General features: G+C 51.0%; 16 protein-coding genes, 1 other RNA gene and 1 pseudogene. 5 read left to right on the forward strand and 13 right to left on the reverse strand.

From position 1 onward, the window contains the following. Window positions 1-94 precede the first annotated feature (94 nt). Window positions 95-715: a nucleotide exchange factor GrpE gene (grpE, locus tag ACFQDL_RS08655; protein WP_379908653.1), complete on the reverse strand. Its 621-nt coding sequence runs from the start codon at window positions 713-715 to the stop codon at window positions 95-97. Window positions 716-743: 28 nt separating this feature from the next. Here grpE and ACFQDL_RS08660 point away from each other — a divergent pair, with 28 nt between their 5' ends. Genes ACFQDL_RS08660 through ACFQDL_RS08670 form a run of 3 tightly spaced genes read left to right on the forward strand, consistent with a single transcriptional unit; the run spans window position 744 to window position 2,567 of the window. Next, on the forward strand, window positions 744-893 hold the full coding sequence (locus ACFQDL_RS08660) for a hypothetical protein (RefSeq protein ID WP_379908654.1): 150 nt from the start codon (window positions 744-746) through the stop codon (window positions 891-893). Window positions 894-900: 7 nt separating this feature from the next. Beyond that, entirely contained in the window at window positions 901-2,148 is a 1,248-nt protein-coding gene (gene recN, locus ACFQDL_RS08665) for a DNA repair protein RecN (RefSeq protein ID WP_379908655.1), read from the forward strand. After that, window positions 2,136-2,567 (forward strand): DNA repair protein RecN, encoded by a 432-nt coding sequence (locus ACFQDL_RS08670; RefSeq protein WP_379908656.1) that lies wholly within the window; start codon window positions 2,136-2,138, stop codon window positions 2,565-2,567. Before recN ends, ACFQDL_RS08670 begins: the two co-directional genes overlap by 13 nt. A 316-nt stretch (window positions 2,568-2,883) precedes the next feature. Here the strand turns inward: ACFQDL_RS08670 and fur are convergent, their stop codons facing one another. The 5 genes and pseudogenes from fur to ACFQDL_RS08700 form a co-directional block, all read right to left on the reverse strand. Beyond that, window positions 2,884-3,309 carry a ferric iron uptake transcriptional regulator gene (gene fur, locus ACFQDL_RS08675; RefSeq protein ID WP_379908657.1) on the reverse strand — a complete coding sequence of 142 codons (426 nt, stop codon included), beginning with the start codon at window positions 3,307-3,309 and terminating at the stop codon, window positions 2,884-2,886. 488 nt (window positions 3,310-3,797) lie between these two features. Beyond that, a pseudogene (locus ACFQDL_RS08685) lies at window positions 3,798-4,091 on the reverse strand (RnfH family protein); the annotation flags it as partial. Between the two features lie 30 nt (window positions 4,092-4,121). Further along, a complete protein-coding gene (locus ACFQDL_RS08690) occupies window positions 4,122-4,553 on the reverse strand; it encodes a type II toxin-antitoxin system RatA family toxin (protein WP_379908658.1) in 432 nt (143 codons plus the stop codon). A gap of 10 nt (window positions 4,554-4,563) precedes the next feature. After that, window positions 4,564-5,928 (reverse strand): sodium-dependent transporter, encoded by a 1,365-nt coding sequence (locus tag ACFQDL_RS08695; RefSeq protein ID WP_379908659.1) that lies wholly within the window; start codon window positions 5,926-5,928, stop codon window positions 4,564-4,566. A gap of 85 nt (window positions 5,929-6,013) precedes the next feature. After that, window positions 6,014-6,217: a hypothetical protein gene (locus ACFQDL_RS08700; protein ID WP_379908660.1), complete on the reverse strand. Its 204-nt coding sequence runs from the start codon at window positions 6,215-6,217 to the stop codon at window positions 6,014-6,016. On the opposite strand from ACFQDL_RS08700, the gene smpB reads away from it, so the two are divergent. Together smpB and ssrA are read left to right on the forward strand one after the other, a co-directional pair. Then, window positions 6,180-6,653: an SsrA-binding protein SmpB gene (smpB, locus tag ACFQDL_RS08705; RefSeq protein ID WP_379908661.1), complete on the forward strand. Its 474-nt coding sequence runs from the start codon at window positions 6,180-6,182 to the stop codon at window positions 6,651-6,653. The two genes, ACFQDL_RS08700 and smpB, sit on opposite strands and share 38 nt — an antisense overlap. Window positions 6,654-6,784: 131 nt before the next feature. Next, window positions 6,785-7,143: a transfer-messenger RNA gene (ssrA, locus tag ACFQDL_RS08710) on the forward strand. A gap of 243 nt (window positions 7,144-7,386) precedes the next feature. Here the strand turns inward: ssrA and ACFQDL_RS08715 are convergent. From ACFQDL_RS08715 to ACFQDL_RS08745, 7 genes are all read right to left on the reverse strand, one after another. Beyond that, the gene (locus ACFQDL_RS08715) at window positions 7,387-8,403 is read right to left on the reverse strand and encodes a hypothetical protein (RefSeq protein WP_379908662.1); all 1,017 of its coding nucleotides are present in this window, start codon (window positions 8,401-8,403) and stop codon (window positions 7,387-7,389) included. Window positions 8,404-8,505: 102 nt separating this feature from the next. Next, window positions 8,506-9,141: a DUF6680 family protein gene (locus tag ACFQDL_RS08720; protein ID WP_379908663.1), complete on the reverse strand. Its 636-nt coding sequence runs from the start codon at window positions 9,139-9,141 to the stop codon at window positions 8,506-8,508. A 329-nt stretch (window positions 9,142-9,470) separates the two neighbouring features. Continuing rightward, window positions 9,471-11,087 carry a UvrD-helicase domain-containing protein gene (locus ACFQDL_RS08725; RefSeq protein WP_379908664.1) on the reverse strand — a complete coding sequence of 539 codons (1,617 nt, stop codon included), beginning with the start codon at window positions 11,085-11,087 and terminating at the stop codon, window positions 9,471-9,473. Window positions 11,088-11,092: 5 nt separating this feature from the next. After that, window positions 11,093-11,734 carry an ATP-dependent endonuclease gene (locus ACFQDL_RS08730; RefSeq protein WP_379908665.1) on the reverse strand — a complete coding sequence of 214 codons (642 nt, stop codon included), beginning with the start codon at window positions 11,732-11,734 and terminating at the stop codon, window positions 11,093-11,095. Next, on the reverse strand, window positions 11,665-12,792 hold the full coding sequence (locus ACFQDL_RS08735) for an ATP-dependent nuclease (protein WP_379908666.1): 1,128 nt from the start codon (window positions 12,790-12,792) through the stop codon (window positions 11,665-11,667). The genes ACFQDL_RS08730 and ACFQDL_RS08735 overlap by 70 nt, the downstream gene beginning before the upstream one ends. Before the next feature lie 866 nt (window positions 12,793-13,658). Further along, window positions 13,659-13,949: an addiction module antidote protein gene (locus ACFQDL_RS08740; RefSeq protein ID WP_379908668.1), complete on the reverse strand. Its 291-nt coding sequence runs from the start codon at window positions 13,947-13,949 to the stop codon at window positions 13,659-13,661. Between the two features lie 118 nt (window positions 13,950-14,067). Next, entirely contained in the window at window positions 14,068-14,322 is a 255-nt protein-coding gene (locus ACFQDL_RS08745; protein WP_379908669.1) for a hypothetical protein, read from the reverse strand. Window positions 14,323-14,385: the final 63 nt, after the last annotated feature.

A 14,385-nucleotide genomic window follows, 5' to 3' on the forward strand; every position in this document is an offset into this window, starting at 1 on the left:
CGCCCCGGGCGGCTCACGAAATCCGATTAAACTTGCTTGAATCTCTATATGAGTCCGACGCAGCCGGTTTCAAGGGCTGCCGCACAATCTTTGATCAGCCCTTAGCCACCATCACCATTGCCGGACGCAGCAGACGGCCGTTCAGGGTGTAGCCCTTCTGCACCACGGTGACCACGGTGTTGGCCGGGGTATCCGGCACTTCGACCAGCGACATCGCCTGGTGCAGCGCCGGATCGAATGCCTCGCCCTGGGGGTCGACCTGTTCGACGTTGAACTTCGACAGCCCGGACACCAGCATACCCAGCGTCATCTCGACGCCTTCGCGAATCGCCTTGGTCGCCTCGTCCCCGGCACTGCAGGCCTCGACCGCGCGCTCCAGGCTATCGACGATCGGCAGCATCTCGCCGGCGAATTTCTCAACGCCGAACTTGTGGGCCTTCTCGACATCCTGCTCGGCACGGCGACGGACGTTCTGGACGTCCGCCTGGCTGCGCAGCAGCTGATCGCGCAGCGTGGCCGCCTCGACCCTGGCCGACTCCAGCTCGGAGGCCAGCGTCGCGGCGTCGGGCAGATCATCAGCGCCGGCGCCCTCGGCGTCGGAGGCCGCTGCGGCGGCCGGGGTTTCCGCTTCGGCCGCTGCGGCCTGGGTCACGGATTCTTCGGTTGCCGGGGTCTCGGGCGCGTCGTCCGCCGGGTGCTTCTGTTGCTCTGCCATTCGTTTTCTCCACCACCAGGATGATTGGATGCGTTCATTACTGCCCCTGTATATGGGGTTATTCGGTGGCGATTCAAGCGTCGCGAAAGAAAAATTTTGCCGCCTTGCCGAGGCCCCGATTGCAACGGCCGTCGAAATGACCTATACAGTGAAATACTGTATGAAAACACAGGTGTGAACAGATCATGCTCAGTCAGCTGACAATCCGCAACTACGCCATTGTCGAAAGTCTGGACCTTGAACTGCTGCCAGGGATGACCGTCGTCAGCGGCGAAACCGGGGCCGGCAAGTCCATCATGCTCGACGCCCTCGGGCTCGCCCTGGGCGATCGCGCCGAAAGCGGCGCCGTGCGTACCGGCGCCGAAAGGGCCGAAATCGTCGCCACCTTCGACCTCGCCCAGCTGCCCGATGCGGCCGCCTGGCTGCGGGAACACGACCTGGATCTGGACGGCGACTGCCTGCTGCGCCGGGTCATCACGGCCGAGGGGCGTTCGCGCTCCTATATCAACGGCCAGCCCTGCCCGGTCAGCGCGGTGCGGGAGCTGGCCGACCACCTGGTCGACATCCACGGCCAGCACGAGCACCAGCGCCTGCTCAAGCGCGACTATCACCGCAGCCTGCTCGACGAGTACGCAGGCCAGAGTGAGCAGGCCGCCCGGCTGCGGGAGCACTTCAACCACTGGCGCCGGCTCGACCAGGAGCTGCGCACCCTGACGGAACAGAGCGAAGAACAGACCGCACGCCTGCAGCTGCTGAGCTATCAGACCGAAGAGCTGGACCAGCTGGGCCTGACCGACGGTGAACTCGAGCAGCTCGAGGAGGAGCAGAAAACACTCGCCAACGCCGGCCAGATCCTGCAGACCGGGCACCAGTTGCTGGAACTGACCGCCGACAGCGAGCAGGAGAACTGCCTCAGCCTGCTGGCCCACTGCGAGCAGCTGCTGGCCTCGATCGACAGCCAGTCACCGGCCCTGCAGCAGGCCGCGGATATGCTCGGCAGCGCCCAGATCCAGATCGCGGAAGCCAGCCAGGAAGTACGTCACTTCCTCGATCGTGTCGAGATCAATCCCGGCCGCCAGCAGGAGGTCGAGGAGCGCCTTTCGAGCATCTACGACATCGCCCGCAAGCACCGCATACAGCCGGAAGAGCTGACCGCCTTCCAGCAGCGTCTGCAGCAGGAACTCGACTCCCTGAGCCGGTCCGACGAGGAACTCGATGCGCTGGGTGCAGAAGTGGATGCCGCCTATACGGCTTATCTGAAGAGCGCGAAGGCGCTCAGCGCAGCCCGCCAAAAGGCTGCCCGCAGACTCGGCAAGGCCGTCGACGGCCAGCTCCATGAACTTGGGATGCTCGCAGCCCACTTCGAGGTCAGCCTCGTCGAGCTCCCGGCCGAGCGCCAGGCCCTCACGGACTGGAAGAGGTGGAGTTCCTGATCACCGCCAACCGCGGCCAGCCGCTGCGCCCGCTCGCCAAGGTCGCCTCCGGCGGCGAGCTGTCGCGCATCAGTCTGGCGATCCAGGTGATCACCGCCGAAACCTCGGCGACGCCGACCCTGGTGTTCGACGAAGTGGACGTCGGCATCGGCGGCGCCATCGCCGAAGTGGTCGGGCGCAAGCTGCGTCAGCTGGGCGAGCGCGCCCAGATCCTCTGCGTCACCCACCAGCCGCAGGTCGCCTCCCAGGGCCACCAGCACCTGTTCGTCAGCAAGAACGCCGGTGCCGCCAGAACCCACACCCGCATTCGCAACCTCGGCCGCGACGACCGTGTACAGGAAGTTGCCCGCATGCTCGGCGGCATCGATATCACCGAACGCTCGGTGGCCCATGCGAGGGAAATGCTTGGAATGGGGTGAGGAGGAAAGACGTTACAGGTTAGGCGTGACGGTTGACGCGTAAAAGCCCCCTCCAGACGTCCCGGATCCACGGACGGGAGGGTGGGTGAAGCGATGCGGCAGTACGGATTTGACCGTTTGGGGCATGGCCTGGGCATCGCGAGAACCCGCCATATCGATCGCTGTACAGATCGATTGATTTCGGTTGGCATTGTGCACCCCGATGCCTCCGGTGTTGGGTTACGAGCCTCCGGCCCACCACCCAACCTACGATTCGGGGGCGTTATAGCGCACAAAAGCCGGCAATCGCCGGCTTTTGTATTTATGCCTCATACCCTTATTTCTTCTCGCAGCCGTCCTTGCAGACCCCGTACAGATAGAGCGTACGGTCGGTAATGTGGAAACCGAGCTCTTCGGCAATCTCATTCTGGCGCCGCACCAGGTCGGGGTCGAAGAACTCCCGCACCTTGCCGCATTTGACGCAGACGACATGGTCGTGATGCTCGTCGCGCGCCAGTTCGAAAACCGAATGACCACCTTCGAAGTGGTGGCGGGAAACGAGGCCGGCGGCCTCGAACTGAGTCAGCACGCGATAGACAGTCGCCAGACCGACATCCTCTCCGTGCTCCATCAGCAGCTTGTAGATGTCTTCGGCACTGAAATGATCACCCTCACCGGCACGTTCCAGAATCTGGTAGATCTTGACCCTAGGAAGGGTGACTTTCAGTCCTGCTTTGCGCAGTTCCTGATTTTCGAGCGACATATTGATTCTCTATGCTGTTCGCGTTTTGAAGTGACTGAGTCCTTGAACAAATTGACACCCAACCAGCGTCTCCTTAGACTCCATTATCTTTATTTATGCACGAAAGTGGAAGTTAATTGCAGATGCGAAAGTTTCTTATCAGCATCGCCGCCAGTCTTCTGATCGCCGGCTGCTCCGAATTCCCTGGCGTCCACAAGATCGATGTCCCCCAGGGCAATGTCGTGACCCAGGAGATGGTCGATCAGTTGAAGCCCGGCATGTCCCGCAGCCAGGTCCGTTTTATCATGGGCACCCCGCTGGTGACCGACACTTTCAGCCCGGACCGCTGGGACTATATCTACAGCCTGAAGAAAGGCGGCGAAGCCCGGTCTCAGAAAACCGTCTCGCTGTTCTTCGACAATGACAGCCTGACACGCATCAGCGGCGACTACCGCCCCGGCGCCAGCCAGTAAACCGGAGGTGCCGCCCGGCACCTCTGGCCTAGCCCCCGCTTCCTTTTTCGCTTTCATCTTGGCGGCACGTTTCGCACGGGCCTCCTTCGGATCCGCGATCAGCGGCCGGTAGATTTCCACGCGTTCGCCGTCCCGCAGCACCTGGCTTCTGGGGTCCCGCATCGCCTTGCCGAAGATACCCATTGGCGCGTGCGCCGGATCGATCTCCGGAAACAGCTCCACGATGCCCGAACGCACCACCGCTTCATGGGCGGTACAGCCCTCCTCGACCTGCATCGAGATGATTTTCTGCTCGTGCGGCAAGGCGTAGGCGACTTCGACTGTGATCATGATCTGCTTCCTTTGTTAATCGTCGCGCCATCAACCATACAGCTGGTCGGCCCGTACCACGAAGGCATCGACCAGCGTCGTGGCCACCTGATTGAAGACCTTGCCCATTGCCAGCCCCGTCAGCTTACCGGTGAAGTCGAAGCTCAGATCCAGGCTGACCTTGCTGGCTTCGTCGCTCAGCGGCTTGAAGGTCCAGATGCCGCTGAGGGACGAAAAAGGCCCTTCCACCAGCTCGATCTGCATCCGGTCCGGACGCTCGAGGCGATTGCGGGTGGCGAAGCTGTACTTCAACCCGGCCTTGGACAGGTGCAGCCGGGCCACCAGTTCGTCGTCGTGCTCGCTGATCACGTCGACCGAGGCACACCAGGGCAGAAACTCCGGATAGCGCCGGACGTCGTTGATAAGGTCGAACATCTGTTCGGCACTATGAAACACCAGCGCGCTGCGCTCGACTCGGGTCATGGTTCTCTCTTCAGGCCAGTTTCTCGTAGAGATTCAACGCGAAAATAATGGCGACTGCAACCGGCGCGACGAAACGCAGCACCAGGTACCAGATCTGGAAATACCGGGCGTTTACGACCGCAAGCTCATTCTCGGCGACCGCTTTTTTCATGAACCAGCCGACATAGAGCGCGAGGAAAAGCCCGCCCATCGGCAGCATGATATTGGCGGTGATGAAATCGAGGAAGTCGAAGGTATTCATCCCCATCAGCTTGAAGTCCGACAGGAAATTGAAGGAACCGAGACAGGCGATCCCGACCGCCCAGCCCGCCACGCCCAGCAGCATGCAGGCCGGCAGGCGCTCCAGGTCGAACCGCTCCACCAGCCAGGCCGTTGCCGGCTCCATCAGCGAGATCGCCGAGGTCCAGGCGGCGACGCCGACCAGCAGGAAGAACAGGAAGCCGAATATCTGTCCGCCCGGCATCTGGCCGAAGGCCACCGGCAGAGTGATGAACATCAGACCGGGACCGGCACCGGGGTCCAGCTCGTTGGCAAATACGATCGGGAAGATCGCCATCCCCGCCACCAGTGCCACGACCGTATCGAGCAGGCCGATCGTCAGCACGGTACCGCCGATCGAGGCATTCTTCGGCATATAGGCGCCATAGGCCAGGATCGCCCCCATCCCCAGCGACAGTGTAAAGAAGGAATGCCCCAGCGCCACCAGCACACTGTCCCAGGTCAGCGCCTCGGGCGAAAAGCTGAACAGGAAGCTCAGACCCTCACCGAAGTGACCGGTGGTAAAGGAGTAGCCCAGCAACAGCAGCAGCAGCACGAACAGCGCCGGCATCATGATGCGGGTCGCGCGTTCCAGCCCCTTGTTGACGCCGCCGGCCACGACCAGCATCACCAGCACCACGAAGACCGAATGCCAGATCACCATGGTTTCCGGCGCGGCCAGCAGGGCCTCGAACCGGCCGCCGGCCTGGTCGCGACCGATATCCACGAAATCGCCGGCAGCCATGCCGGCAATGTAATGCAGCACCCAGCCGGCGATAACGGAATAGAAGGTGAAGATAAGGAAGCCGGCCAGCGCGCCCATCCAGCCGACCAGCTGCCAACGGCTCGACAGTCCGGACTCGCGTGCGGTCTCTTTCATCGAGTTGATCGGGCTGCAGCGGCCGCGCCGCCCCACCAGCACCTCGCCCATCATGATCGGAATACCGACCAGCAGGATGCAGAACAGATACACCAGCACAAAGGCACCACCGCCGTTTTCGCCGGTGATGTAGGGAAACTTCCAGATATTGCCGAGCCCCACCGCCGAGCCAGTCGCCGCCAGGATGAAGATCCAGCGATTAGCCCAGGTACCATGTATCGATTGTCTTTCCTGCATACTCCCCTCTTCAAGCCGCTATAACCGGTAAACGCTGCTGCCCGGTTCCCTGGGCGGCTGACCATCCTCCGATCAGGATGCCTGTTCAGCGCAAAGCCGGGCATTGTTCATATTTCAGACGGATCAGGCAACTCTTTTGCGCAATTCCCGCCGGGCGAAGGCTCGCCGGACGCAGCCGGTACCACAAAAGCCCGCCGAAACCGCGGTCGCTCTCTTTCCAGTCACCCTGCACGCCGATATAATCGCCCGCCATGGCAAAGAAAAAATCACAGAACAGCAGCTCGACCATCTGTCTCAACAAGAAGGCGAAGCACGAATACAGCATCGAGGAAAAATTCGAGGCTGGAGTCGCACTCACCGGTTGGGAGGTGAAGAGCCTGCGCGAAGGCCGCGGCCAGCTCGTGGACTCCTACGTAGTGCTCAAAAACGACGAGGCCTGGTTGGTAGGTGCCCATTTCACGCCGCTCATCAGCGCCTGCACCCATGTGGTGGCCGACCCGCGACGTGACCGCAAGCTGCTGCTGCACCGCCGCCAGATCGACAAGTTGAGCGCGGCGGTCCAGGCCAAGGGCTACACCTGCGTGGCGCTGGCGCTGTACTGGAAGCAGGGTCGCGTCAAATGCGAGATCGCCCTGGTGAAGGGCAAGAAACTGCATGACAAGCGTGCCGCCGAGAAGGAAAAGGACTGGGACCGCGAAAAACAGCGCGGCCTGGCCGCCCACTGATTTTTTTTCGCCGGCGCTGAACTTTCCTCAACGACCCGTTGTCATATTAACAACGCTGGAGAATGGGACTCGCGCAGATCCACCGGGGGATACCACCGGAGCTGCAAATCCCGTATACTGGCGTCCAGTTCGGGGGTGACTTGGCTTCGACGCCGATTGCGAACCCTTGGGTGCATGTCGAGTTTGTAGTGAATCTCGTAAATCCGTCACTACACAGTTATAGTTGCTAACGACGATAACTACGCTCTAGCTGCTTAAGCCAGCTAGCGCCGCGCTCTAAGGTGTCTGTAACTCAGAGATTTTGCGGTGTCATACGAGACAGAATCGCCCGGATGCTTTGTCTCAAGCTGAACGGTTAAAACTAAAGAGGCTCGCCCACAGCACCCTGGCTCTCGGGTCGCGACGGGTTAACTAAATAGAGATGCCTAAACATGTAGAGCTTAAGGCAGAGGATTGGCGGACGCGGGTTCGAAACCCGCCACCTCCACCAAACACCGAAAGATAAAGGCCTGTTTTTACAGGCCTTTTTCTTTTCTTGCCCCACTCTAATCGCCGAAGTGTCGAAATAGTGTCGATACCGACTGCTGAGTCGTACAATGGCTAGGCGAATCCAACGACCCAGAGGCCCTGAGGCCCTGAGGCCCTGAACCTGAACCTGAACCTGAACCTGAACCTGAACCTGAACCTGAACCTGAACCTGAACCTGAGCCTGAGCCTGAACCTGAACTAGTTGCTATGAGCCGTTCTCAGCATCACATCCCCATTCTTCCCTAGTCAACAGCAGTGGTTCCCCTTCCGGACCATTCATCCAAGTTGAGACCAGATCAGGGGGAACAAACACACTATCCAGGGCAACCTCTCCCCTCAACCAAGGACGTATATGGCACAGCAGACATTCGGCAAATTCTTGTTGGTCCCACTTTCGTATTGGCCCGCCCGCAAACGTTGATGTCACAGCCTCATTCTTGCCCTCAGTATGGCTACTCGTTATATACTTAAGCGAATACTCCACAAGACTTAACTGATAACACACTTTAGCATACAACTCATCAAACTGTATGGGGTGGAGTTTTCGCCCTCTTATCTCTTCAACGTAGCGCCCAAAAGTTGAATCAATTAACCCAGCATCTTCAAAGCTTACTATTACCCCCACCTCGCCCATTCTAATTGCAATAGAGAAATTCAAAAAATCGTCTTTAAAGTGGTAACTTAGTCCAGAACCAAGATCATGAAGATTGCAAATTAGTACTGTATATGGAGTTTGACCATTAAAACGAAGCTTATGTCTTGCAGCTTGAAGAAATAGATGAAGATTGTCGAACGACCTCATGACTTTCTCATTAATAATAGGACCTTTACCGGCTTCTTTTTGATCAGCCAACAAAGTCATCTCTTTTCTCAAAACTGAATAAAAAATCTTACCTGCCCACAAATACCAATCCAAAGAACTAGCACTAACTGATTCTTCGTAACCAGCATGAACAGCCTGTCTAATCCTATTCTCAATTGAAGACAAGTGCTCATTATTACATTCTGAACAACATGGAACCTTTAACTTTTTATATTGAATCAATGTGCGATTCAATAAAGTCAATCTTTCCGTCCACAGATTATATTTTTTTTGCAGCCATTTTGGAAAAATATGCTCTTGAGTAATATCTGCAGAGCTCGACCCACAAAGAAAACAGCAGTCTTCCTGAAACAATTGCATCCCATATTCGCTGTGGAGCATTTCACGGAAAGAGTCCATCGTCTTTCTACCTCCTAAGAGCCACAGCTGATATGAAAAGCCGAACTCACCAGTCTAATAAAGGACATAATCTTAGCTTTCCAACAGTATATTTATCTAAACCTATCGACTTCCATCGACTGGCGTTTCGTCCGCCGCCCCTGTGCCTTCTCCTTCGGCTACACTTTGTTCCGACGTTCCTTCCATGCCAGGAAAATATGTAACAGCCATTGGAAACGATCTTTCATTTTTTAAAACACTGGCGAAACCAGTAAGCACATCTAATTGAGCATTCTCAATGTTCACATGCGCTTCAGGACGATAACAATCTCGCTTCAACTGCACCTCATCGAAGTCGTACCCTAAAGCCACAGACATTTGATATAAAACTTTAGTGCACAATGTATCACCATCCCTAACCCAAGAGTCCACTGAGTCATATTCACTTCTTCTGTTTAGATGATCATTGTAGTTCTTCCAAGCATTTGTAACATTCTTTTCCGTTGGCATTTGATAACGAGTACCCAATATCCGACGCCCATAAAACTCGATATCAATCATATTTAACGATTGTACATGTTCCTTAGAGAGCCTCTCTGCTCGAGTAGACATAAGCGTCTTAAATATTGTAAGACGACGAGAGCGGCGCTCCCTTAAAGCCTCGAGAAATTTCTGAGCTTGTACGGCTAGAACAGGACCCAATAAAACCGCACCAACTGTAACCCAGTCCTTCGTAGCCATATCTAATGATTCAAACACCGTTCTTCCCCATAAAATAATGTACACCTCTAAAATAGGAATAAACCTATACATAGGGCTATGGGGTCAGGTATTGCCTTTTTCCTTTCTGATCCAAGGCTGGAGTAAAAGACAAGACATGCCCCATTTTATTGTGTTGTCAACCACTAAGACTCCTGAACCAATTTAGAGGCCTCAACAGAAATAACCATAACGAGATTTATAGGGTCATGAAACTGATCCCAGTCTCTTTCATTGCCAAATTTTTGAATATGCTCTTGTATAGCTTTGATATCCATAAGCTTACCTATCCCTACAACCACTAAAATTAAAATTCATACCAATCTGAATTACCTATATAGACCCTCTAGCTCTTTCAGACCTAAAAAATAAGATGGCTGTGAATTCTTATAATATCCTTGTGAATTTCTTCTTAGAGTTGTTCTAATTAATATACAACAGTCAATCGCTCTTGTAATACCAACGTAATGTAAATTTGTATCCTGATCCAAACTTGGATAATTTATATCATCCCAATTAACACCAGGAATACGATGAGGAAAAGACCATTCTTCAAGATCAAAATGCATTACTACTTTAAACTCCAATCCTTTCGACTTGTGAAGCGTCATAATCTGCACTTCATTATCATTTAACGGCCGATATAAATTAATTAGCTCCTTGCTATTTAGAATTAATAAAATTGCCTCATCAGACCTCCGAGTATCAATTATAGAAAGCATGGACGCTAGCTTTCTAAACTTATCAAGCACCGCTTCAATAGAATGAAAATTTCTAATTTCTTTTATATTTTTCCTTAGCTCCGAAATCTTGAAATTCCTACTATTAAGTAGATAAAAGTAATGCTTATCTATTATTTCCTGAATGGTATCAATTAGCCTAAATTTATATGCCATCAAATCTGAATAAAGATCTGAACAAGGATTACCAATCTTATCAAGCGGAGACTCCGTATAAAGACGGTATTTGATAAGCATGCCATCAGCAAGCTCTTTAATCGAGCCCTCCTTTTTGCCCAAAAGAGCGACATCAGATTCTTTCGAAATAGTACCGTCTTTTAGCCACTCACTTGTCCATCCAGAAACTACCTTACCTGCATCCCGCAAATTACCATTTAGGAGTCGCCGATAGACCCTAATATCATCTTCATCACAGACCAACAATTTAGAATCTGGGTCAGCTAGCCTTGCAGCATAGTTAATTATAGACGGATGTGATCTATGGTTAATATCTATGGCAAAACTCTTAAATCTCTCAGAGTCCTCGGATAGTTCCAGTAAGTATTCCGGTTTACTACCTCGAAACCCATATATAGACTGATCTACATCTCCTACTGCGACCGATATTAAACCCAACTCAAAAATCTTTAGAAAGAGTTTATGCTGTGACTCCGAGGTATCTTGATACTCATCAATAAATACATGTGAATATCTTGCCTTAATATATCGCTGCGCAGCAAGTGACTCCTCCAATATCAAAAGCGCGATAGCTGAAAAAGACGACATCCACAAAAATCCATCGTGGTAAAGATTCTGGAAACCATCATCTTTCAATATGTCACTAAGCGTTGGCGATTTATAATGTTCAGAAAAATACCCCTTTTGCTTTTCATCCAGCTTCTTAACTATCTGACATTCAGAAATATCTCCGCCCCAATGCCTTGATATAAAAGGCACTATGATTTCATTTAAACAAAAACTATCGATTGTACCAAAGAAACTTTGTTTTGTATCATGGCCATCCTTTTTACAACGCTCCTTTAATTCCTGGCTGGATTTTATTGTAAATGTAATCGCGATCACACCTTTATACGCAGGCAGATTGCATGTAATACGCCTAATCTTTTCTTTTATTACTGTTGTTTTACCACTTCCCGGGCATGCAGATATAATCATACTACCATCATATTCAATGGCTTTTATCTGCTGTGATGTAAATTGATGCATTATATTTAGTCCTTAGAACTTATATTAGTAAGACAAAAAAGAGGCTTTGCGATTTCCCCACTTTTTAGCCGCATCAAATCACCACCTATGCCTTTAAGCAACTCTCGCATTCTTATCGCTTTCTTACTCTGAAGATAATCCACAGACGCTTTTTCACTTGTCTTCCCAAGCGACTCCAATATAGGCCCTGGCAATTCGGAAACTAAATCATTTTCCAAATCAATTTTCGATAAGAATATTCCTTTACAGTTAACAATATCAGAGACCGCCTTCCAACTACCATTACTCAAAAGCTCAAATGAGGAAATTAGCTTATTACTATGTGTAAAGGATTCATAACCAGCCAAAGAAAGACACCTATTTATACCAGAGTATTGCCATAAATCTTTATTTGGTAATTTTGATACGTCATTATCCGTTCGCATTACCCATGGAATCTCCAAAGCATTTAGAATATTTACATAAACACTAAATGATATTCCATCAACAGATAAAATTGTTAGATTTAAAAAGTCGAGATCTATACCAAGTTGATTTGCAAGCTCGTGGTAGAAAAGAACTTCTGATGGCCCCTCAACTAGAAAAACTCCATTTGAAAAAAAGATTCTGCTGGTAAAACACTCATCCGATAACTCATTTTCTCCCAACTATCTGCAATACAAGGCGAGCAACCTTCACTAGCTGCCACAGTTGCAGCATTCTTCAAAAGTAGCCTTATTATAGAGTCAGGCGAGAATTTAGCTGCAATCTGAGGCGAATGCGAAGAGATAATTGACTGTCCAGGAAGTTCATCAATCAAATAGCTTGCAAGCTTTCTCTGTTGATGCGGATGTAGGTGGGCTTCAGGTTCTTCAATTACATAGAAAACAACTTCATTATCAAGATCATGCTCTCTAGCACTTTTTGCCTTCCACAAAGCTAGAAGAATTTGGTTATTTCGACCATCGCCACCAAGCATAACACTTGAACCATTGTTGTTAGCGCCTAACTTTAACCTATCAATAAAGTCGCTAACTTGTATAGCTCCAGTGTCCAGCTGAACTTCATAGTCTGAATAATGATGCGCCAACTTTTTCAGTTCATTATTTACATCTTTGGTAGCTCTATCCACATAAACAAGCTGAGATATTTTATCATTCAGAGTCACCAAATCCCGACTAATCTCAGAGAAAAGATCCTCATCCTCTTTAATTTCATCATCTGTTAGTGACTGTTGTGCAATCTTTAGCAGCTGTCTTTTCTCTCTACTAATGAAGCGCTCGAGATCTCGCTGAGATTCAATATATTTTAGATTGACGTACTTAAGATAAAATCTACTATTTATTGCCTGTAGCTCATCTAACGAATACCCCAAAAGAATTTGGAAGCTCAAATCACTTCGATTAGCAACATAACGAATGTATACTTCTCCATCATCACTTACATTTCCCTTTAATACCGATAGAACGGCATCTTCCACAACATCAACGAAATGGATTGTAATTTCAGCCTTATCACAGACGCCGCTACCTTTTATATGAAAATCCAGTTCCGATGGTTCTAGTTCTGTCTCAGATATACTCTTATCTAGAAGTATTCTAAGAGCATGTAACATATTGCTTTTCCCTATATCATTTCCTCCGATAATAAGGGTACTATCGTTAAACCTGACTAAAGCGTCGTTAAAGTTTCGGAATCCTTTCAAACTTACTGATGAGATTTTCACAATATTCCCTTATGAACTCTAAAAACAATCAATCTTTAAATGCAAGACAAACAAAAAACACTATAGAAGTAAAAATGCTTTAGTTAATTATTCATAAATATCTCACTCGTTTAATATACATAAACCAAACAAAAACTATACTAAAGTTAAAACACTACTGCCTTATAAAAAATAGGCAGCAACGTTCTAGAATGATTATTTGGCAAGCAATACATTATAGCTAACTCCCCATACATTTATGAACATTAATTGGCTAGACTTAAATATTAGACTTTATAATTATCAGCCAATTCTAGTACTTGACAGGTCTTAAATCGAGCAAAAAATAAACACTAACTAGATATAGAACCACTAATCTTTTTACATGACATCTTAATCTTATCCATATTTCTGAATTTTCTTATTGTTCTGTTTTTTTTAGCAATGATGAACGAGTCTTAAGGGGCTTAGTTTCATCGCGTCTTGAAGGTGGTCGGGCGCAAGATGAGCATACCTCATTGTTACTTTTACTGATGAATGCCCCAAGATGCGCTGCAATGTAAGGATGTTACCTCCCCCATCACGAAGTGTGACGCAAAGGTGTGGCGCAGCACGTGGGAAGCTTGGCCGTCAGGGAGTTGTATCGACGTTCGCTCCAGAACACGCCGGAATGCCCCAATACTGCTGGAAAAGGGGCCATAAGCGACCCAGTGAGCATGCAACCTTTCCTCCAGCTCCCTCGCAATGGGCACAGTCCGAACCTTCCCCGTTTTTGTGTTAGTAAAGGTTACTGTGGGTAATGTGGGTAATGGGGTCATGGGTAATGGGGTCAGGTCTTGTCTTTTGCCTTTCAAATATAGGGCCTGCCCCCAGTTTCCACAGCCCTTTCAATGCGCCTTATGCGGATGCGCCGACAGATCGACACCCAATGCCAAAACCACCGCCAGGAAGCTTTGCAGCGTAGGATTCCCCTTCTCGCTGAAGGAGCGATACAACTGCTCACGGGACAGGCCAGTTTGTTTCGAAACGGCGCTCATCCCCTTGGCACGGGTAACGACGCCCAGTGCCTTGGCGATATACTGGGCGTCGCCGGTTTCAAGGGCATCTGACAGAAATTCAGCAACAGCCTCAGGACTGTCCAGGTGCTCTGCCGGATCGAATCCTGTAAATTTGGTCATCGCTGAAACCTACACTCTTTCAACACTTCATGCGCCGCATCGATGTCGCGCTGCTGCGAACCTGTGATTCCAATAAATCGTTGGCTTATTCCCGCCCACGGCTTATCGGCATTATCCGTTACTGGCTTGGACGACGATACAGCGTGAGCACCAAAGCCGCCGCCGGGACGTAGCGTGGGCCATCCGGCACCAGGGTGCCGGCCTCGATCAGTGCCAGGGCCTCGCTCGCGTGCGCCGCTTGCATCGGTACCGCATCCTCGATCCCGTGGCCTATATGCCCAATCCAATACGGCGTCCCATCGTCATCGAGCGCGACATGGAACTGAAGCCCGGTGCGGTCGTCGAGAATCTCCAGCACGGTCAGGGATTTCATAGCTGCTTCCATCAACTATAACGGTTGTTGGCAATGGGGCCTTTCGACAGGACGATTGACGTT

The sequence above is a fragment of the Marinobacterium aestuariivivens genome, from assembly GCF_042661465.1.
GTDB lineage: Bacteria > Pseudomonadota > Gammaproteobacteria > Pseudomonadales > Balneatricaceae > Marinobacterium_A > Marinobacterium_A aestuariivivens.

Excerpts from the sequence above, each read along its gene's own strand:
- grpE (WP_379908653.1), bottom strand. The coding sequence starts at position 715 with ATGGCAGAGCAACAGAAGCACCCGGCGGACGACGCGCCCGAGACCCCG.
- ACFQDL_RS08660 (WP_379908654.1), top strand. The coding sequence starts at position 744 with ATGCGTTCATTACTGCCCCTGTATATGGGGTTATTCGGTGGCGATTCA.
- recN (WP_379908655.1), top strand. The coding sequence starts at position 901 with ATGCTCAGTCAGCTGACAATCCGCAACTACGCCATTGTCGAAAGTCTG.
- fur (WP_379908657.1), bottom strand. The coding sequence starts at position 3,309 with ATGTCGCTCGAAAATCAGGAACTGCGCAAAGCAGGACTGAAAGTCACC.
- ACFQDL_RS08690 (WP_379908658.1), bottom strand. The coding sequence starts at position 4,553 with ATGACCCGAGTCGAGCGCAGCGCGCTGGTGTTTCATAGTGCCGAACAG.
- ACFQDL_RS08695 (WP_379908659.1), bottom strand. The coding sequence starts at position 5,928 with ATGCAGGAAAGACAATCGATACATGGTACCTGGGCTAATCGCTGGATC.
- smpB (WP_379908661.1), top strand. The coding sequence starts at position 6,180 with ATGGCAAAGAAAAAATCACAGAACAGCAGCTCGACCATCTGTCTCAAC.
- ACFQDL_RS08700 (WP_379908660.1), bottom strand. The coding sequence starts at position 6,217 with ATGGTCGAGCTGCTGTTCTGTGATTTTTTCTTTGCCATGGCGGGCGAT.
- ACFQDL_RS08715 (WP_379908662.1), bottom strand. The coding sequence starts at position 8,403 with ATGGACTCTTTCCGTGAAATGCTCCACAGCGAATATGGGATGCAATTG.
- ACFQDL_RS08725 (WP_379908664.1), bottom strand. The coding sequence starts at position 11,087 with ATGCATCAATTTACATCACAGCAGATAAAAGCCATTGAATATGATGGT.
- ACFQDL_RS08740 (WP_379908668.1), bottom strand. The coding sequence starts at position 13,949 with ATGACCAAATTTACAGGATTCGATCCGGCAGAGCACCTGGACAGTCCT.
- ACFQDL_RS08745 (WP_379908669.1), bottom strand. The coding sequence starts at position 14,322 with ATGAAATCCCTGACCGTGCTGGAGATTCTCGACGACCGCACCGGGCTT.